The 17,479-nt window shown below is 57.6% G+C and carries 21 protein-coding genes; 18 read left to right on the plus strand and 3 right to left on the minus strand.

The annotated features are described in order from the left end of the window. Positions 1–8 precede the first annotated feature (8 nt). The 5 genes from ACKZ62_RS13680 to ACKZ62_RS13700 all read left to right on the plus strand — a co-directional run bounded on the left by ACKZ62_RS13680 (position 9) and on the right by ACKZ62_RS13700 (position 2,490). Positions 9–644: a hypothetical protein gene (locus tag ACKZ62_RS13680; protein ID WP_447096957.1), complete on the plus strand. Its 636-nt coding sequence runs from the start codon at positions 9–11 to the stop codon at positions 642–644. Beyond that, on the plus strand, positions 641–1,060 hold the full coding sequence (locus ACKZ62_RS13685) for a phage tail terminator-like protein (protein ID WP_401383607.1): 420 nt from the start codon (positions 641–643) through the stop codon (positions 1,058–1,060). The genes ACKZ62_RS13680 and ACKZ62_RS13685 overlap by 4 nt, the downstream gene beginning before the upstream one ends. Before the next feature lie 72 nt (positions 1,061–1,132). Next, the gene (locus ACKZ62_RS13690; RefSeq protein WP_034097535.1) at positions 1,133–1,780 is read left to right on the plus strand and encodes a phage tail protein; all 648 of its coding nucleotides are present in this window, start codon (positions 1,133–1,135) and stop codon (positions 1,778–1,780) included. Positions 1,781–1,783: 3 nt separating this feature from the next. Next, on the plus strand, positions 1,784–2,164 hold the full coding sequence (locus ACKZ62_RS13695; RefSeq protein WP_032877397.1) for a phage tail assembly chaperone: 381 nt from the start codon (positions 1,784–1,786) through the stop codon (positions 2,162–2,164). Positions 2,165–2,211: 47 nt separating this feature from the next. After that, the gene (locus ACKZ62_RS13700) at positions 2,212–2,490 is read left to right on the plus strand and encodes a DUF1799 domain-containing protein (protein WP_447096860.1); all 279 of its coding nucleotides are present in this window, start codon (positions 2,212–2,214) and stop codon (positions 2,488–2,490) included. Between the two features lie 230 nt (positions 2,491–2,720). Here the strand turns inward: ACKZ62_RS13700 and ACKZ62_RS13705 are convergent, their stop codons facing one another. Together ACKZ62_RS13705 and ACKZ62_RS13710 are read right to left on the minus strand one after the other, a co-directional pair. Beyond that, on the minus strand, positions 2,721–3,002 hold the full coding sequence (locus tag ACKZ62_RS13705) for a hypothetical protein (protein WP_305428718.1): 282 nt from the start codon (positions 3,000–3,002) through the stop codon (positions 2,721–2,723). Between the two features lie 78 nt (positions 3,003–3,080). Next, on the minus strand, positions 3,081–3,500 hold the full coding sequence (locus ACKZ62_RS13710) for a hypothetical protein (RefSeq protein WP_367241990.1): 420 nt from the start codon (positions 3,498–3,500) through the stop codon (positions 3,081–3,083). 190 nt (positions 3,501–3,690) lie between these two features. On the opposite strand from ACKZ62_RS13710, the gene ACKZ62_RS13715 reads away from it, so the two are divergent. From ACKZ62_RS13715 to ACKZ62_RS13725, 3 genes are all read left to right on the plus strand, one after another. After that, the gene (locus tag ACKZ62_RS13715) at positions 3,691–4,323 is read left to right on the plus strand and encodes an AbiU2 domain-containing protein (protein ID WP_447096861.1); all 633 of its coding nucleotides are present in this window, start codon (positions 3,691–3,693) and stop codon (positions 4,321–4,323) included. 152 nt (positions 4,324–4,475) lie between these two features. Then, positions 4,476–4,805: a hypothetical protein gene (locus tag ACKZ62_RS13720; protein ID WP_447096862.1), complete on the plus strand. Its 330-nt coding sequence runs from the start codon at positions 4,476–4,478 to the stop codon at positions 4,803–4,805. A gap of 64 nt (positions 4,806–4,869) precedes the next feature. Next, complete coding sequence (locus ACKZ62_RS13725) at positions 4,870–8,112, plus strand: phage tail tape measure protein (protein WP_447096863.1); 3,243 nt, start codon at positions 4,870–4,872, stop codon at positions 8,110–8,112. Positions 8,113–8,132: 20 nt separating this feature from the next. On the opposite strand, the gene ACKZ62_RS13730 is transcribed toward ACKZ62_RS13725, so the two are convergent. Then, entirely contained in the window at positions 8,133–8,354 is a 222-nt protein-coding gene (locus tag ACKZ62_RS13730; protein ID WP_447096864.1) for a hypothetical protein, read from the minus strand. 48 nt (positions 8,355–8,402) lie between these two features. On the opposite strand from ACKZ62_RS13730, the gene ACKZ62_RS13735 reads away from it, so the two are divergent. The 10 genes from ACKZ62_RS13735 (at position 8,403) to ACKZ62_RS13780 (ending at position 17,465) form a co-directional block, all read left to right on the plus strand. After that, on the plus strand, positions 8,403–8,741 hold the full coding sequence (locus tag ACKZ62_RS13735; protein ID WP_447096865.1) for a phage tail protein: 339 nt from the start codon (positions 8,403–8,405) through the stop codon (positions 8,739–8,741). A 10-nt stretch (positions 8,742–8,751) separates the two neighbouring features. After that, positions 8,752–9,501, plus strand: a complete 750-nt coding sequence (locus tag ACKZ62_RS13740; protein WP_447096866.1) for a phage minor tail protein L — start codon at positions 8,752–8,754, stop codon at positions 9,499–9,501. 3 nt (positions 9,502–9,504) lie between these two features. Further along, positions 9,505–10,260: a C40 family peptidase gene (locus ACKZ62_RS13745; protein ID WP_447096867.1), complete on the plus strand. Its 756-nt coding sequence runs from the start codon at positions 9,505–9,507 to the stop codon at positions 10,258–10,260. After that, complete coding sequence (locus tag ACKZ62_RS13750) at positions 10,257–10,835, plus strand: tail assembly protein (RefSeq protein WP_401383637.1); 579 nt, start codon at positions 10,257–10,259, stop codon at positions 10,833–10,835. Before ACKZ62_RS13745 ends, ACKZ62_RS13750 begins: the two co-directional genes overlap by 4 nt. A gap of 57 nt (positions 10,836–10,892) precedes the next feature. Continuing rightward, a complete protein-coding gene (locus ACKZ62_RS13755) occupies positions 10,893–14,489 on the plus strand; it encodes a TipJ family phage tail tip protein (protein WP_447096868.1) in 3,597 nt (1,198 codons plus the stop codon). Positions 14,490–14,823: 334 nt separating this feature from the next. Continuing rightward, positions 14,824–15,522 (plus strand): hypothetical protein, encoded by a 699-nt coding sequence (locus tag ACKZ62_RS13760; protein ID WP_164558482.1) that lies wholly within the window; start codon positions 14,824–14,826, stop codon positions 15,520–15,522. A gap of 79 nt (positions 15,523–15,601) precedes the next feature. Beyond that, positions 15,602–16,084 carry a hypothetical protein gene (locus ACKZ62_RS13765; RefSeq protein WP_164558481.1) on the plus strand — a complete coding sequence of 161 codons (483 nt, stop codon included), beginning with the start codon at positions 15,602–15,604 and terminating at the stop codon, positions 16,082–16,084. 2 nt (positions 16,085–16,086) lie between these two features. Next, the gene (locus tag ACKZ62_RS13770) at positions 16,087–16,470 is read left to right on the plus strand and encodes a phage tail protein (RefSeq protein WP_447096869.1); all 384 of its coding nucleotides are present in this window, start codon (positions 16,087–16,089) and stop codon (positions 16,468–16,470) included. Between the two features lie 57 nt (positions 16,471–16,527). After that, complete coding sequence (locus ACKZ62_RS13775; RefSeq protein ID WP_181643950.1) at positions 16,528–16,953, plus strand: cell wall hydrolase; 426 nt, start codon at positions 16,528–16,530, stop codon at positions 16,951–16,953. Further along, positions 16,953–17,465 carry a lysis system spanin subunit gene (locus tag ACKZ62_RS13780; protein WP_447096870.1) on the plus strand — a complete coding sequence of 171 codons (513 nt, stop codon included), beginning with the start codon at positions 16,953–16,955 and terminating at the stop codon, positions 17,463–17,465. The genes ACKZ62_RS13775 and ACKZ62_RS13780 overlap by 1 nt, the downstream gene beginning before the upstream one ends. Positions 17,466–17,479: the final 14 nt, after the last annotated feature.

Raw genomic sequence — 17,479 nt, forward strand, 5'->3', positions numbered from 1 at the left:
ACGCGAGCATGAACGGCAGCTTCGCCGAGAATATTCGCGACTTCGCCGAGCGAGCGAAGGGTGGTATCGACGCGACCATCCGCGAGATCGTCATCGAGATCGGAAGCAGCGTTATCCGCATGTCACCGGTGGGCAATCCAGAGATCTGGGCTGCGAACGTCGTTCACCGGCAGGCGAACAAGCGGGCCCCCGATGACTACGACTTCAAGGTCGCGGTCCGCAACACGATCATCAACCTCAACGAATCAAACTTCACCAAGACCGGCAAGCTGCGGCGCGGGGTCAAGTACGCCAAGCCCCTGACCAAGACCGAGCGCGACCAGAACTTCAATGTGAACGGCTTGGTCGCTGGCAGGGACTACGTCGGTGGGCGGTTCCGCGGGAATTGGCAGTTTTCGATTGATACGCCGGCCGAGGGAGTGCTTGACCAGGTCGACCCGGCTGGTGGAGTGACGATGGCCAAGCTGCGACTACAGGTCCAGGCACTTACGGCCGGCGAGACAGCCTACATCGTCAACAACCTCCCGTACGGCATCCCTCTGGAGTATGGGCATTCGACCCAGGCACCCGGCGGCATGGTCAGGATCACCCTGGCCCGCTTCCAGCAGATCGTCGACGAAGCCACAAGGAACAACCAGGTATGAGCCACGCCATCATTGCGTCGATCTACGAGGCCAAGTTACTTGCCTGGAGCAAGGCGCGGGCAGAGCCCATAAAGGTCGTGTTTGAGAATATCCAGTATGACCCTGCGGACGGCGAGACCTATCTGCGGGCGTTCATGCTCCCAGGCGATACCGCCAGCAGCACGCTCGCTGGTGACCACCGCGCGTTCATCGGCGTCTACCAGGTCAGCATTGTGGCTCCGGCCGGCACCGGCAAGGCCAAGACGAACCCACTTGTGGCTGAGTTGACCACGCTATTCCCGCTGTACGCGAGAGACACGAAGGCAGGCCTCACCGTCGTTACGATGTCGCCAGTTGACCCAGGCCCCGGCATCCCCGATCCACCCACATTTACCGTGCCGGTGTCGTTCGAATACCGAGCGGACATCGCCACCTGAATAAGCCCGTTGGGCAAACCCCGAAACCCGCCTCTGCGCGGGTTTTGTCATTTATGAAAAGAGGAAACACCCATGCAAATGCCCAACGGCGCCACCCTTGAGATCGCGTCCATCTACGGCACGCCGATCCCATTCACCGCCCTGACAAACGCCAATCCAGCCGTCGCGACGGCTGCGGCGCACGGTCTGGCCGAGGGCGACATCATTGCCGTAAATTCTGGCTGGACCCGCCTCGATGGTCGCGGCGTTCGAGTTGGGACGATCGCCAGCGGCACGTTCGCGCTGGAGAACATCAATACGACCAGCATCCAGCAGTATCCCGCGGGCTCGGGGATTGGTTCCGTTCGCGAGGTGACAGCCTTCACCGAGATCTCGCAGATTACTGAGATGAATTCCAGTGGTGGTGATCAGCAGTTCCTGACCTTTGGTTTCCTGGCTGACGATGATGATCGCCAGATGCCTACCACCAAAAACCCAATCACGCTGACCTTCACGGTCGCTGATGATCCGTCTAAGCCTTACGTGGCGGTGTGTGAAGCTGCTGACGACGACAAGCAGGCTCGCTTGCTTCGCCTGAACCTGCCGGGCGGCAGCAGCATCATCTACAACGGCTATGTGTCGATCACGTCGACCCCGACCATGTCCCGCAACAACCTGATGACCCGTGTTATCAGCCTGGCGCTCACCGGCCGCCCAGCCCGTTACGCGGCCGCGGTGTAACCCATGGCCAAGTTCAAGTTGATACAGAAACCGACTTTCAAGGCACCGGTGATGATCCAGCGTGCCGGCTACAACGCCGAGAAGGTGGAATTCGAGTTCAAGTACCTGGACCGTACCGCGCTCGCCGAGCTGTATACCGGATGGAACGAGCGGCACGACGAACTGGGCAAGCAGGTTGGCGACATGGACCTCAAAGCTTTCACCGCCGCCCAGATCGCACTGCAAGCCGATCAACTGCTGGATGTGGTTGTGGGCTGGGACATCGAAGAGGAATTCACGCCTGAAAACGTCCGCATTCTCGTCAATTCGATCAACTCGGCGCCGAAGGCAGTGCTGAACGCGTACGCCGAAGCCTTCAGCGAGGCCCGCCTGGGAAACTCCTAAGCGCCTCGCGCGCGCTGTATGAGCCAGGGCCATCAGATGCAGAGCTGATGGCCTTTGGGTTGTCGCGTCAGGATATCCCCGACAAGGAAGTCGGCATCTGGCCGGACAACTGGGACGCCTTCAAAGTCTTCGAGGCCATGAGCACCCAGTGGCGCACAGGCGCGTGCGGCGCAACAGGCATGGACTACAGCGTACTCTCTGGGGTTATTCGGATGTGTGGCGTACCGCTCAGCCAGCGACAAACTATTTTCAGCGACTTCCGGCGGATGGAGGCTGAAGCCCTGCATGTGATGGCGGAACAGCGGGAGAGTGCGAGGGGCGCCTGATCCTCAGGCACAAAGACGCAAGACAACCAACATGACGCGGCATGGCCGCAGGAGTGGGTATGAAGAAGATTGATCAGTTCAGCCCGGCAATCGCTTGGCGCCAAGGTTTCACTAACCCTGAGCGCGAGCCGGTCGAAGTAGATGTCCAGGATGGGCGCGCTGAATATGCACTTAGCGGCCCGTACAGGATGGCAGAGGGCGCCAAAATAGAAATTATTGGCGGGAAAGTTTTATGGTCGAGCGGGCGGAGTCGCCCGAGTTAAGCCGGTAAACAGACGAACGATATCACCTGCAGCGCCTTTGAACTGAGAGTCATAAGCCTGGATCAAGCCTACTTCACCACCATCAGCGTTTAGTGCGGACATTGTGTCCTCGAAGCCTAGAGTCGTCATGAAGGTGACAATGCCTCTCGCCTCAGCGACACCATTCACAGAGATGTCCACTGCCTTTGCGATGACCTCGGGATCGTTGGTAATCAGTACGTACGGGAATATGGTTTGTCCTGGATGCATTTCACTTTCCTTGCGTTATCCGCGCCGATATTGGCGCAATCCCAGTCCTTTGGCTGGCAGGCTTAGGACTGTTCTGCATCAAACAGGCTGTGAAGATGGATAGTTACTGAGGTACAGGGCTAGTTCGTCCTTCGTTCCTGGACCTGAGTCCGGGCCGGAGTGCGGAATGTAAAACGTGTTCGTGGCACGGTAATCTTTAACTGCCCGATCCACTGTGGTCATCGATGCCCAAGGTAAAAAAACATTCCCTTTCGAGAAACCTGATGCGTCTTTTTTCCCTTCAAGGAATACGGTGAGGCCGTCATTCACCTTGAGTAGCTTTTTACTTCTCAGCTCTTTAGCCGGTTTTTCGCCAAATGCAACCTTGAGGTAGTCTTCCAAGGTGTCCATTTTGTCTGGTGTAACAATGAGAAGCTGTTGAGCACCCTGAGCGGCAACGATCAAAACTCTATTAAATTCGGCCTTTCGCTCTAAATGCTCTTCGCTGTGATATTGCATATTCGTTCCTTGATTAGTTTTCCGATATTCCTCAGCGAGGCATTGGCTGAAGAAGGCATAACGCTACTACGCCGCGCTGCGCATCCGCCACTGGCATTCCATCCACGCTGGATGCCTGGACAGGTCTTGCTGCTCCAACGCCGACATGACACGCTTTCAGGCTTTGTTCAGGTGGGTAGGGAGCGTTTGAATGTTGAGTGTGGAAGAAGTTCGGAGCCAGTGCTTGGATGCTATGGGGCAGAAGCTTGGAGCCATGTATTGCGACCTCAACGATCACCTGCTTGATGTGCTGCTGCTTTGGAAGCAGTACGAGCAGCTTTTCGGCGTGGACCAAGAAACTGTGCAAGTTCTAAACATCTCGGCACCTACTTTTTTTGGTGTCATCCAGGCCCAGCTCTGGGATGCCGTAATGCTGGGGATGTCCAGGCTTACCGATTCTCCAAACAATGCACAGCAGAAAAACCTGTCAATCAGAGCCATTCCCCCACTTATCAGGGATTTGGGGGTTCGTGCACAAATGAACGAGGCTGTCGCTGCGGCGTTAGCGGACACTAAGTTCGCACGTGATCACCGCAACAAGCGAATTGCGCACATCGATCTGCTCCATGTTCAGAATCGTGCTGCCAATCCGCTACCTTCTGGCAGTCGCGACAAAATCAAAGCTGGCTTGGACTCAATCTGTGTAGCTCTCGAGATTCTCAACGGTCACTACCGAGAGTCGACAATGCTCTACGACGACCTTATTTACGATGGGGGAGCAGGGAGTGTGGTTTCTTTATTGAGAGGCGGTCTGAAGCACCGAGAGTGTGAGGTAGAAAACTAATCAGCGAGCCCAGCCCCGCGCTTTTTGCATCTGGTCAATCCCATCGACACAGCCTAGCCTCCAACAAACCCGAAGAACCCCGCCCATGCGGGGCTTTCGTGTTGCTCTCTCGTTGATGATAAAGTCCCGCGACATCTCAACGAGGGAACGATATGAAAATGTTCGTGGGGGCTTTGGCGCTCGTAGCGCTGGCGGGGTGTGGCAATAGCGATGTGAATCAGGCAAGAGAAGAGGTCAAGCGTAACCTTTTTGATGCGGCTTCCGCGCAGTTCAGGAATGAGAAGGTCTATCGAGTTGGCGATGAGGTTGTGGTCTGCGGCGAGGTGAACGCAAAGAACCGCGTCGGGGGATATGGGGGATTCGCAATGTATGTCGTCGAGGGTATTGGCCTGTACCCGGTCGCAAAATTCACCGCTGAGAGCCAGGCAGATATCAACACCACCTGCCAGCTTGCTGAGAAGAACGCCAGCTTGAAGAAATAGCCGCCGAACCAATGCTCAAACAAGCCCGCCATCGAGCGGGTTTTTTATTGCCCGGAGAAAACTGATGAGCACTAACTTCGCCTCCCTCGGCATTTCCGTTGAGTCCTCACAGGCAGCGAAGGCTGCTGACGACCTGGACAAGCTCGTCGACTCGGCCGAGGGCGCACAGAAGGCAATTGACGAACTAGGAAAGTCCGGAGAAGGCTTGGCCAACACCGGGAAGAAGATCACCCAAGCAGAGAGCGAAGTGGCTCAGGGTGTTGAAAAGTCGACTGCCGCAATAGATCGGCGGTCCGGAGCAAGCCGCAAGGCGGCCGACAGCGCTGTTGCTGAGATAAATGTAATCGGCCAGCTCGATCGAGCTATGACCGGCAACATTACCAGCATGGAGTCGCTGATTCAGGCGGAAGGCTTGCTTGAGCGCGCGCGCAAAGGCGGCCTTGTCACCATTGAAGAGCAGGCGAAGTACCAAGATCAACTGGGCCGAGCTTATGACAAGATCGAGAAGGCCGAAGCCAAAGAGCTGGCGCAGAAGCAGAAGCTGATCGAAGCGGAAAATCGTCAGATTGAGGCGCTGAAGCGTACCGTCAACGGGATTGACCCGGTAACCGCCAAGCTGGCGAAGCTAGAAGCCCAAGAGAAAGCGCTAAACGATCTGCACAAGTCTGGTCAAATTGACGCCGAGCGTTATAACGAGGCCCTGGCAAAGATTGGGAAAGATCGGGCAGGGCTGACGGATGCTGCGGGAGCTTTCGACAAGCTCAAGCTGGGTACCCGCCAAGCTCAAGAAAACGTCATGCAGCTGACGAACGCCATCCAAGCTGGCGACTGGGGAAGTGGTGCTAGAGCCATTGCGCAACTTGGCGCGGGAGCAGGAGCATCAGCATCTAGCATGCTGGCTTTGGCCGCGCCTGTAGGGATTGCGGCGGCGGCTGTCGGAGCACTTTCTTATGCGTATTACAGCGGGATCAAGGAAACCGAGGCTTTCAATAATGCGATCATCCAAACGGGTAATTTTGCAGGAACGAGTTCTGGCCAACTGAGTGTAATGTCCAGGCAGGTGAGCGCGACAGTGGGCACCACAGGCGCCGCCGCTGATGTTCTCGCGTCATTGGCGGCCAGCGGTAAATTGGCCAGAGAAAGCTTTGTAGAGATCGCCGAAGCTGCTCTGTCAATGGAAAAGGCGACAGGCAAATCCGTTGACGCGACTGTTGCGGAGTTCGTCAAAATCGCTGAAGACCCTGTATCGGCAGCGAAATCTCTGAATGACCAATATCATTTTTTGACTGCGTCCGTTTATTCGCAAATCGTCGCTCTAAAAGAGCAGGGCAACGAGATCGGCGCTACAAAGCTGTTGACCGATACATATGCCGAGACCGTTCAATCTCGTTCGGCCCAAGTCATACAAAATTTGAACCTCTGGGAAAAAGCCTGGAGAGGCATAAAAAGTGCCGCAAGCGGTGCGCTGGATGATCTTGGAGATGTCGGGCGGGAGAAGACGTTTGAAGATCAGATAAAAGAGCTGCAATCAAAGCTAACTGGCTCGGAAGCTTTTGATGTTGGCGGCCTTCGGGTCAATCCTCAAGAGGTAAGCCCAAAAGAAAGAGCGGCAATTCAGGCGCGCATCAATTTTCTCCAGCTTCAAATAGAGGGAGAGCAAACTAGAAACAAGTACATTGGCGACCGCAGAAAGATAGAAGACGACGCGGTGGAGGCTACCACTCGTGCTGATGCCAGGCACTTGGCCAACCTTTCGAATGAAGGAAAGCGTGCCCTTGAGATCAAAAAGATCAACGAGGACACCGCGAAGATCCGCGCGGCAAATCCCAACGATAAGAGGGTAGATCCGAAGTACGTCGCCGAGCAGATAAAGGACGTCAACGATAAGTACAAAGACCCCAAAGCCGCCAGCTCTCAGGTCGACCTAACCGGCTTCAACAACGCCAAAAACAACCTGTCCGACATTGTCACGGACTACCGGAACGCCCAGAAGGAACTGGAGGCCCAGCAGAAAGCCGGCGTGGTGTCGCTGTCGGACTATGCCAAGCAGCGTTCGGCACTGATCAATCAGGAAAAGGACGATGTCACCGCGGCGTACCAGGCCGAGATTGATGCACTGGAGGCGGCCAAGGCCAAGAAAGGCACGACTGCGGCCCAGAGCATCCAGCTCGACCAGAAGATCGCCGACGCAAGGCAGGGGATGGTCAAGGCTCAGAAGGATGCCGATAGTCAGCTGACGGTTATCGCCACAAACGAGAAGGGCCGTCTGGAGCAACTGAAGGCCGCCTCGAAAGCCTACGTCGATCAGCTGGAACGCCAGCGGGCCGCACTGGAAGCGGCTGGATCCCGCGCAGCAAACGGGCTGGGCCTGGGAGACCGGCAAGCAGCACTGCAAGCGAGCCTCGACGCAACCACGGACAAGTTCAACGACGAGCGTGCCAAGCTGCTGGATCGGCGCAAGACTGCGCCGGACAAGTACAGCCAGGAAGACTACATGCGTGACCTGGCCAGCCTTGAAGACGCGGAGCGGAAGTACCGCGATACGGTGGTCGACAACTACGGAAAGATGTCGGAGGCCCAAGGCGACTGGCGTAGCGGAGCATCGTCGGCTTTCCAGAACTACCTGCAGTCTGCCAATGATGTGGCGGGACAGACCAAGAGCCTGTTTACCAATGCCTTTTCCGGCATGGAGGATGCGGTCGCGAATTTTGCTATCACCGGCAAACTTTCGTTCTCGGACTTCACCAAGTCGATCATCGCCGATATGGCGAGGATTGCTACGCGGCAGGCGGCCTCTGGCTTGCTTTCGAGCCTGGCCGGTACCGCTATTGGCGCGTACTTCGGTGGCGGTGCAGCTGCTGGCGCTACCAGCTTCGGGTCTGACATTGGCGGCGCCATCACAGCCAACGCCAAGGGTGGTGTGTACGACTCGCCGAGCTTGTCCAGCTTCAGCAACCAGGTGCATGACAAGCCGCAGATGTTCGCCTTCGCGAAGGGCGCGGGCATCTTCGCCGAAGCGGGGCCGGAGGCAATCATGCCGCTGACCAGAACGGCGGGCGGCGAGCTTGGTGTGCGTGCGCTGAGCGGCGGTGGTGCAGGGGGAGGCGGCGGAAGCGCCGAGTCGAAGACGGAGATCACCATCAACATCAATCGTAATGGTGAAGCTGATGCGACCGCAGATACTGCGATGGGTCAAAAGCTGGCCCCGCAGTTCCTCACCTTGATCCGGGCTGAGATTGCAGCAAATGAACGCAGAACGTTGAGCCCCAGCGGGGGCGCAACGTGGCGCGTGATCAACGGGAGATAAGCAGCGGCAATGATTCGCCGTTAAATTTCGGTCAGGGATGACCGGACCTTATCGAGGACGAGTTGCTCAAGCTGGCGATAGGTCAGATCTTTCGCGCCCTCATGCTCGAAAGTCACCCCGAAGGTTCCGCCGGCGTGGCCATCATCCATATTCAGCGAAATTATTACCTTCCCGCCGATGCTGGTTTTACCAGCGCCCGGGGTGTCTTCATAGACGCTTACTTCTGCCAGTTTCATTTTCATGTAATTACCCATTTCCTTGGTCAAAAAACCATTCTACCCGGAGCCATCATGGCGATCGAGACATTCACCTGGCCCACCCAGCACGGGGAGGCCCCCGACATCACGTATCGGGTGCGCACCTCGCAGTTCGGGGACGGCTACAAGCAAGAGGTCGGGGACGGGATCAACAATAAAGTCGATGCCTACCCGATCACCCACACGGGCAACACGGCTACAGCCCTGGCCATGATGGCGTTCTTCGACCGCCACAAGGGCGCCAAGGCCTTCTTGTGGACCACGCCACTGGGCCAGCTCGGCCTGTTCACCTGCAAGAACCCAACCCCTACGCCCATGGGCGGGGGCGTATTCAAAGTGACAGCGACGTTCGAGCGCGCTTTCCACCCGTAAAGGTCAATCCATGTCGCTGATCAATGCTATCCAGACTCTTGAGCCTGGTAACGAAGTCATGCTGTTTGAACTGGACGGCAGCGAATACGGCGCCGATGTGCTGCGCTTCCATGGGCACGCGATCCCGCATACGCCGGCCGAACTGATGGCCGCCGGCGACAACGCTGACCAGCTGCCGGCCAAGTCGATCTGGTGGAAGGGGGAAGAGTACGGTGCCTGGCCTATGCAGTACGAGGGCAGCGAGGCGAACGGTGACGGCACCGCGGTACGGCCGAAGCTGTCGGTAGGCAACGTCAACGGGCGAATCACCGCTCTGTGTCTGGCCTTCGAGGACCTGCTCGAGTTCAAGCTGACCATCCGCAACACGTTGGCGGAATTCCTCGACGCGGTGAACTTCGAAGGCGGAAACCCGATGGCCGACCCTACCCAGGAATCGATCGAGGTCTGGTATGTAGACCAGAAGACCAACGAGGACGGCGAGACGGTCAGTTGGGACTTGGCCAGCCCGGGCGATGTCGGCGGCGAGACGATCGGCAGGCAGATGACCACGCTATGCCACTGGTGCCTCACCGGTGGCTACCGTGGCCCGAACTGCGGATACACGGGGCCATACGTTACAAAGGATGGCGTGGTAACCGATGATCCTAAGCAAGACGAGTGCGACGGCACTCTTGGCAAGGGCTGCGACCCGCGCTTTGGCGTAGGAAATCCCGCCTCATTCGGTGGATTTCCCGCTGTTTCACTCATTGCCCGGAGCTGAGGAATGCGCAAACACATCATTGCAGCAATCCAGGCGCATGCGGCTGCGGAGTACCCGAAAGAGTGCTGCGGGCTGTTACTGGTCGTGGGCCGGGCGCAGAAGTACTTCCCGTGCCGGAATATCGCCACGGAGCCGAACGAAGAGTTCCGACTTGATCCAGAGGACTACGCCGAGGCGGAAGACCTTGGTCAGGTTATTGGCATCGTGCATTCACACCCAGACGCAACTAGTCGCCCGTCATCGCGCGACCTGGCGATGTGCGAGGCAACGGAGTTGACCTGGCATATCCTGTCGTGGCCCGAGGGCGACATGCGCACGATCACGCCAACGGGCATTACTCCTTTGCTCAAACGCCCGTTCGTGCACGGCGCCTGGGACTGCTGGCAGGTTTGCGCTGACTGGTATCAACGCGAGTGGGGCCTTGAGTTCGAAGCCTTCCAGCGCGCCGATGGCTGGTGGGAGAACGCAGACAGCACTAGCTTGTATGAGGCGAACTATGCCGCCGCTGGTTTCGAGCAAGTGGATAGTCCGCGACGTGGCGACATGCTTGTGATGGAGGTAGGCCGCACGGCGCACCCAAACCATGCAGGTATTTATCTCGGCACTGACGCAACACTGCCAGGCGAAGATTCAGGCGTGTTCGGTCCTGGACCCTTCGTCCTGCATCACCTGTACGGCCGGCCATCAGAAGTAATCGTCTATGGCGGCCCGTGGCTTCAGCGAACCCGCTTAATTCTTCGACACAAGGAGGCCCGATGAGCGCCATCGCTTATTCGCCGATGACCACCATCAAACTGTCCGGCTCGCTGGCCCAGAAGTTCGGCCGGCTGCATCGGCGCCAGGTCGCATCGGGTGACACCTGGGAAATTTTCCGGGCGTTGAAGGCCACCATTGACGGATTCGAGGCCGAGATCCGCCGTCTTGATCGCCTGGGCCTTCGCTTCGCCATCTTCCGCAACCGTAAAAACGTCGGGGCGGACGCGTTTGGCATGGGCGGCGCCAGGGAGATCAGGATTGTTCCGGTGATCGAGGGCAGTAAGCGCGGCGGCATTTTGCAGATCGTGCTGGGCGTGGTGCTGATCGCGGCGAGCTACTTCGGCGCACCGACGGCGCCCGCGGGTATTGCGCTGCTGGCTGGCGGAGTTATCCAGATGCTCAGCCCGCAGGCCGCCGGCCTCAAGCAGAGCGCATCGCCAGAAAATATGCCCAGCTACGCATTCGGCAGCGCAAAGAACACCACGGCCAGCGGCAATCCTGTCCCCATCTGCATTGGTGAGCGCCGGTGGGGCGGGGCGATCATCTCGGCATCGATCTACGCCGAGGACAAGACATAACCACGACGCATCAAGCAAGCCGCCCAAGAGGCGGTTTTTTATTGCCTGGAGGAAAGTATGGGCGCAGCACAGAGGCTGGATATTCACGGCTCCAAAGGTGGCGAGAGCAAGCCGAAGTCGCCAGTAGAGGCGCCTGACAGCCTGCGCTCAACCAACGTGGCCAAGATCCTTATCGCCGTGGGCGAGGGCGAATTCGACGAAACGCCAACCGCGCGCGACATTTTCCTCGACAACACACCGATCCAGGATGCCAGCGGAAATTTCAACTTCACCAACGTGAAATGGGACTGGCGCCCAGGCTCGGTGGATCAGACCTACATCCCAGGCATCCCGTCTGTCGACAACGAAACCTCACTGAATATCGAGCTGCGCAGCGGCGCGCCATGGGTTCAGTCGCTGACCAATCTTCAGCTCTCAGCCGCGCGCATCCGCCTGGCCACGCCGCGACTTGCGAGCCAGGACAGCGAAGGCAACATTAACGGCTACACCATCCAGTACGCGGTGGACGTGGCTACCGATGGCGGCGCCTATCAAGAAGTTCTGGTCGGCGCGATGTCGGGTAAGACCACCACTCGCTATGAGCGGTCCCTGCGCATAGATCTTCCTCCAGCTACCAGCGGCTGGTTGATTCGGGTTCGCCGTATTACACCAAACCAGAACACCGACAAGATCGCTGACAGCCTCTTCATCGCAGGCTACACGCAGGTGATCGACGCAAAGCTGCGCTACCCAAACACAGCACTGCTGTTCATCGAGTTCGACGCCGAGCAGTTCACCAACATCCCGGCCGTGACCGTGAAGTGCAAGGCCCGCCGCTGGCAGGTTCCGAGCAACTACGACCCCGTGGCGCGCACTTACAGTGGCGCATGGGATGGCACCATGAAGGAGGCCTGGACCAATAACCCGGCCTGGATCACTTACGGCATCTGCACCCAGGACCGTTTTGGTCTGGGTCGCCGTATCAAGCCGTGGATGGCGGACAAGTGGGAGCTCTATCGCATCGCGCAGTACTGCGATCAGATGGTTCCGAACGGTGCCGACGGCGTTGAGCCGCGCTTCCTGTGCGACATGAACCTGCAGGGAAAGGCTGATGCATGGTCCCTGCTGCGCGACATTGCCGGCATTTACCGCGGCATGACGTATTGGGCCCAGGGCCAGTTGGTCATGCAGGCTGATATGCCTCGGTCGCAAGACATCGACTACGTCTTCACCCGATCCAACGTGATCGACGGCAAAATCTCATACGGCAGCGCATCGGCGAAAACTCGCTTCACGCGCTGCCTGGTCAGCTACGACAACCCGCTGAACAATTACGATACGGATGTTACTGTCTATGCAGATCTGCCGCTCCAGCGCCGCCTGGGTGACAAGCCGACGGAGATCAGCGCCATCGGCTGCACCCGTGTATCGGAGGCGCAGCGTCGGGCCAAATGGCTGGTACTGAGCAACAATCAGGACCGCACCATCAGCTTCAGGACCGGCATGGAAGGCCGTATCCCGCTGCCTGGCTTCATCATCCCCGTCGCCGACTCGATACTGGCTGGTCGGGAGATCGGCGGGCGTATCGCAGCCGCAGCGGGAAAGGTCATCACCCTTGACCGCGACACACTTGCCAAGGCTGGCGACCGGCTAATTATCAATCTTCCAAACGGTCGCGCTGAGGCGCGCACTGTGGAAAGCGTTAGCGGCCGCAGCGTGACAGTGACTGTTGCCTATAGCGAAGCGCCGGCGGCCCAGCTCCAGTGGGCAATCGACGCCGATGACCTGGCAATCACTCTATATAGGGTGATGAGAACGGCGCGTACGCCAGAGGGCGACTACGACATCAGTGCTTTGCAGTATGAACCGAGCAAATTTCCCAGCATCGATACTGGCGCTCGCCTGGAAGAGCGCCCGATCAGTGTGATTCCGATCACCGTGGTACCGGCGCCGGAGAGCGTAACGGTCACGTCGAACGTATCGATCGACCAGGGCCTGGCGATCAGCACCATGAACATCTCGTGGCCAGCTGTGGCTGGGGCGGTCGCGTATGACGTGGAGTGGCGTAAGGACAGCGGCAACTGGATCAAGCTGCAGCGCACGGGCGCGACAAGTGTGGATGTCACCGGCATTTACTCGGGCGCCTATCTGGCCCGTGTTCGATCGATCAGCGCCTTCGAGATCTCTTCGATCTGGAAGAGCTCCAATCTGACCAACCTGGAAGGGAAGGTCGGCCTGCCGCCGGCGGTGGCGTTCCTGCGCACCACCAGCTTGGTCTATGGCATTGGGATTCAGTGGGGCTTCCAAACTGGCTCGGAGGACACTCAGCGGACAGAGCTCTGGTACAGCCAGTCGGCTGACCTGACTACCGCGATGAAGTTGAGCGACTTCAGCTACCCGCAAGCCGCTCACGAGATGCACAGCCTCCTGGCAGGGGCGAGCCTATATTTCTGGGCCCGCCTCGTGGATCGCACCGGTAACGTGGGGCCTTTCTGGCCTATCCCTGGGGCTGTGAATGGTCGGGCCAGTTCCGACCAGGCCGAATACGACAAGTACTTCGCTGAGAAGATCGGCAAGGGGGCGCTGTACCAGAGCTTGCGTGAGGAGATCGACCTTATTACTGGTGATGGCCCTGGGTCGGTCAATGATCGACTTGAGAAGGCCAAGCAGGAACTGGAAGATCTGATATCTGAAGTGGTCGACGCGCTGGAATACGTGCCGAGCAAAACTTATGTAAAGGGCGACATGGTTCGCGTGGGTCAGCAGCTATTCCAAGCGACCACCGCGGTCCCAGTCAATACGACGCCGCCGAACGCAAACTACTGGTTCAACCTAGGCACCATCGCCGAAACAAATGCAGCTATGGCCTTGGAGATCAGCAAGAACAAGACCGCTATCGAAGACGTCGACGGGAAAGTCACTGCGACCGCCGAGCGCCTGGAAGGTGTCTATGCGCTGGTGAAATCCGAATCAGCAGGTTCGGAGGAGGGGAGCGCCGGTGACAGCACTTCGTCCGCTGGCGTTTGGTCGCTTATGTCTGCAATTGCTGAGCGGGACTTTGCCCAGTCACAGCGCACAGACATCGTCGAAGCAAAAGTTCGAGATAACGCGGCCAGCATCACGACCGTGCAGAACACCGTGGCCACTGATAAGGCAGCGACTGCTGAGGAAATCAGAACCCTCAAGACCACAGCCGGCAATAACTCTGCGGCAATTCAGGTGGTCAGCAGGGCCCAGGCGACCACTGACGGGAAGGTTTCGTCGATGGTGACTTTCAAGGCGGAGACAATAACTGGCGGGAAAAAAGTCGCCTCGGGGTTTGCGTTCGGGTCGGATGGAGAGCAGGCGGAGTTCCTCATATTCGCGCAGCGGTTCGCTGTGGTCGATGAAGTGAGCGGTCAGTTGGTGCCGATGTTCGTGGTGCAGAACAACCAGGTAGTCCTCAATCAAGCAATTATCAGCAAGGCCTTCATCCAAGAAATCATTCTGGGTATGAATCTCAGATCTGAAGCGGTCGATTCGAAAGGCCGACCTCTGTTGGAGATCAACGTCAAGGCCGGGACATTCACGCTGCGTAGTGCTGGCACTGGCGGATCCTCTCTTCTCAACAACGATGGTCTCGCGGTTTACGACGGTAGTGACGTGCGCCGCACCATGGTCGGGAGGCTTTCGTAATGGATGAGTTTGGAATGGCGACCTGGAGCGCAACCGGCGCTCCAGAGTTGAACGCAGCTTCACTTACAATGAGGGTCGTATACAGCGCTGTTATTTCGCCTTCAACTTGGGGTACCGCTAAGTTCATTGATATAGCCATTGCTGGGATCACGCCTCAGAACGCAGCAGCATTTCCGACCCCTGTCGGGCCTGTCGACGCTGCGAATTCAGCTCAGGTCGAGCCCGAAGTTCTAAACGGCGTAGTAAGAGTTTGGAAAACTATCCGAGGTGACCCCTACGGTAACTCCTCAAGAACTGGTGTCCAGCAAAGACTGGTAGTAGTGAGGTTTAAGTGATGGCTGAAACTTACGGTTTACTATTCACGGCAGGAGATGATAATCGTGTTGTCATTGACTCCGAGTTTTTTCGAATGTCTACGGTTTATAAGGGGCGCTACGTTCCAAATGAATCAGACGGTTATTCATCCTCTACTATGTTTCCTGCCCCAATAACGACCCAGGAGCAGCCGCTGGTTTTTATTCGACCAGATAGCGCCAATGGCGTTATCGGTATGAGTAACTTGGAGATTTACGGAAGCCCAGGAAATTGGACTGGGTTCAGGGTAAGGCGCTATGACAGATACACCATACAGCCTTCGGGTAGATGGTTTGTTGCTAATTTTGTCGCTCAGCCCACGGCCATATACGGCGGTCGAATTTGGAATGCTGAGAAAGCGTTGATATATGACTCTGGATCTCCCGCTGCTCTTTTTGTTCGGTCCAGCAACTCATGGACTTATACCGGTGCTGGACAGACAGGTCAGGGGCTTTCGGTTACATATTTTAGTGCGCCATTTAATATGCAGGAGGATGAATATTTCCTAATAAATAATTTCATAATGGCCGCAGTTGCCGGAAGTTCTGGTTCAGGGGCAAGGCAAATCGGAGCTATGTGGGATTACCCGTCAAGACTTTTAAAGATTGCGCTTGTCGCGAACGCTGGTAATACGGTTTTTACCGGTATAACTGTGATGATCGCCAAAATTATTCAATAGGTATTCTATGGCTAGGCAAGAAATTATTCTCGGTACTCCACCACAGGGCATTGGTGGTGATCCACCTCGCACTGCGAGCATGAAGATTAATGCAATGACACTGGAGTTGTTTGCATCCCTCGGCGCTGAAGGTGGTTCGCTTCCAGTAGTTTTGCCAGTGGCCAAAGGGGGCACGGGGCGAAGCTCACTTGGCAACGCAGTGACGGCAGACCTCGTTACCGGCAGAACCGATACGACGGCGGGAAGGGTCCTGACTGTTGGGTATAGCGGCCTCGGGGCTACTTCAAATGGATATGAATCTGATTTGAACCTGATTGCATCCACGAGGATGTTTTTTTGGGGGGCGGGGCAAACAGCGAACATCCCAAGTGGCGCAGATTATGGCGAAGGTATCGCTTTTATGGGCGCAGAAGCATCAACCATGGCGATGCTTCTTATTAGTCACGACTCTGACCGCACATGGATCCGACGAAAGCGTGCAAGTACTTGGCAGCCATATGTCCAGATTTACACAACAGCAAACACAACCCGTGCTGCTGACGGCACCCTGAAGGCGGTCTGACCATGGCAAGAGCAGCAATCAACATACTTGGCGCAACGGGCGCGACCTATGATTTCGTGACCCAGGGCGATACAGCTGTGACATCGGCGCGATTGTCGAAGGGCGTTTATCAGATTGTCGGCTGCCTCGGCATGGTTCCCTTCCCGCCGGTAGACGACGGCTGGGGCTACACGGTCAACCAGATCGACTCACGAGCAGACGTTGAAATCGATTTTGCCGACGGGCTGCTAACTGTGACAGTGACCAAGGACGGCGTCCCTTACGATCTGAAACACATGATAACCCTGCACATCCTTGTCCCAGATGCGGCGCCGTCACCACCGCCACCAATTCAGGCTTTTACCGATATCGTCGAGCAAGCCCCGGCGGAAGAAGTTGAGACCTAAGGCCTGCCTGAACATCACGCCCGCCATGAGCGGGTTTTTTATTGCCTGGAGAAAAGTATGACCACTTCCGAAAAAGACCGGGACATCCTGGCGCGCACGCTATGGGGCGAGGCCCGCGGCGAAGGCTTCGACGGGCAAATCGCCGTTGCCTGGACGATCCGCAACCGCGTGTTCGACGGCAAGGACAAGTCTTGGTGGGGGGAGGGCTACGCGGGCGTATGTCTGAAGCCTTGGCAGTTCAGCTGCTGGAACCAGAACGACCCGAACTATGCCTACCTCAGCGGCGCCAAACCGATCCCGGCTGCGCAGTTCGCCCAGGCCCAGCGCGCTGCTGACCAAGTTATGTCTGGCTCGGTACCGGATCCAACTGGCGGTGCCACGCACTACTACGCAACCACGATGCCCAAGGCGCCGGCCTGGGCGGCGAAGGCCAAGCAGACGCTGCGCCTCGGGCACCACGTCTTCTTCAAGGATGTACCGTGATGACGCCCGTGCAGAAGCTGGCCGGGCTGGTGCTGCTGATTCTGATGCTAATGGTCAGCGCCGCCGGCGTCACCTGGCAGGTCCAGGACTGGCGAATGGGCAATAAACTCGCCGAGCAGGCCGGCTTGCACAAGGATGACCTGGCGGCGATCAGCAATGCCGCCGCCGCCCAGGCCAGAACCCAGCAGGACAAACGCCTGGCCACTGAGCGGCAACTGGCGGTGCAGGACCAAAAACACATTAAGGAATTATCCGATGCCCAACGTGATCAGGCTCGCATGCGCGATCGCCTTGCCACTGCTGATGTCCGGCTGTCAGTCCTTATCGAGGATCCAGCCAGTGGCTGCGACGTGCCTCCCGCCCCCGGCGCCGTCAGCGTGGTTCATGCAACCCGTCGAGCCCAACTTGACCCAGCGCATGCTCAAAGAATTATCAGCATCACCGACGACGGCGACCAAGGACTGATCGCGTTGCGGGCTTGTCAGGCGTACGTTCGCGCGGTTGCGCGGTGAGCCTACTGAACTAC

This window comes from Pseudomonas sivasensis, from assembly GCF_052938085.1.

What these genes read in the sequence shown, in the direction of transcription:
- ACKZ62_RS13775 (WP_181643950.1), top strand. Translation starts at nt 16,528, where the DNA reads ATGACCACTTCCGAAAAAGACCGGGACATCCTGGCGCGCACGCTATGG.
- ACKZ62_RS13685 (WP_401383607.1), top strand. Translation starts at nt 641, where the DNA reads ATGAGCCACGCCATCATTGCGTCGATCTACGAGGCCAAGTTACTTGCC.
- ACKZ62_RS13780 (WP_447096870.1), top strand. Translation starts at nt 16,953, where the DNA reads ATGACGCCCGTGCAGAAGCTGGCCGGGCTGGTGCTGCTGATTCTGATG.
- ACKZ62_RS13695 (WP_032877397.1), top strand. Translation starts at nt 1,784, where the DNA reads ATGGCCAAGTTCAAGTTGATACAGAAACCGACTTTCAAGGCACCGGTG.
- ACKZ62_RS13765 (WP_164558481.1), top strand. Translation starts at nt 15,602, where the DNA reads ATGAAGATTAATGCAATGACACTGGAGTTGTTTGCATCCCTCGGCGCT.
- ACKZ62_RS13740 (WP_447096866.1), top strand. Translation starts at nt 8,752, where the DNA reads ATGTCGCTGATCAATGCTATCCAGACTCTTGAGCCTGGTAACGAAGTC.
- ACKZ62_RS13680 (WP_447096957.1), top strand. Translation starts at nt 9, where the DNA reads ATGAACGGCAGCTTCGCCGAGAATATTCGCGACTTCGCCGAGCGAGCG.
- ACKZ62_RS13720 (WP_447096862.1), top strand. Translation starts at nt 4,476, where the DNA reads ATGAAAATGTTCGTGGGGGCTTTGGCGCTCGTAGCGCTGGCGGGGTGT.
- ACKZ62_RS13770 (WP_447096869.1), top strand. Translation starts at nt 16,087, where the DNA reads ATGGCAAGAGCAGCAATCAACATACTTGGCGCAACGGGCGCGACCTAT.
- ACKZ62_RS13735 (WP_447096865.1), top strand. Translation starts at nt 8,403, where the DNA reads ATGGCGATCGAGACATTCACCTGGCCCACCCAGCACGGGGAGGCCCCC.
- ACKZ62_RS13725 (WP_447096863.1), top strand. Translation starts at nt 4,870, where the DNA reads ATGAGCACTAACTTCGCCTCCCTCGGCATTTCCGTTGAGTCCTCACAG.
- ACKZ62_RS13715 (WP_447096861.1), top strand. Translation starts at nt 3,691, where the DNA reads ATGTTGAGTGTGGAAGAAGTTCGGAGCCAGTGCTTGGATGCTATGGGG.
- ACKZ62_RS13700 (WP_447096860.1), top strand. Translation starts at nt 2,212, where the DNA reads ATGGCCTTTGGGTTGTCGCGTCAGGATATCCCCGACAAGGAAGTCGGC.
- ACKZ62_RS13745 (WP_447096867.1), top strand. Translation starts at nt 9,505, where the DNA reads ATGCGCAAACACATCATTGCAGCAATCCAGGCGCATGCGGCTGCGGAG.
- ACKZ62_RS13750 (WP_401383637.1), top strand. Translation starts at nt 10,257, where the DNA reads ATGAGCGCCATCGCTTATTCGCCGATGACCACCATCAAACTGTCCGGC.
- ACKZ62_RS13705 (WP_305428718.1), bottom strand. Translation starts at nt 3,002, where the DNA reads ATGCATCCAGGACAAACCATATTCCCGTACGTACTGATTACCAACGAT.
- ACKZ62_RS13760 (WP_164558482.1), top strand. Translation starts at nt 14,824, where the DNA reads ATGGCTGAAACTTACGGTTTACTATTCACGGCAGGAGATGATAATCGT.
- ACKZ62_RS13710 (WP_367241990.1), bottom strand. Translation starts at nt 3,500, where the DNA reads ATGCAATATCACAGCGAAGAGCATTTAGAGCGAAAGGCCGAATTTAAT.
- ACKZ62_RS13690 (WP_034097535.1), top strand. Translation starts at nt 1,133, where the DNA reads ATGCAAATGCCCAACGGCGCCACCCTTGAGATCGCGTCCATCTACGGC.
- ACKZ62_RS13730 (WP_447096864.1), bottom strand. Translation starts at nt 8,354, where the DNA reads ATGAAAATGAAACTGGCAGAAGTAAGCGTCTATGAAGACACCCCGGGC.
- ACKZ62_RS13755 (WP_447096868.1), top strand. Translation starts at nt 10,893, where the DNA reads ATGGGCGCAGCACAGAGGCTGGATATTCACGGCTCCAAAGGTGGCGAG.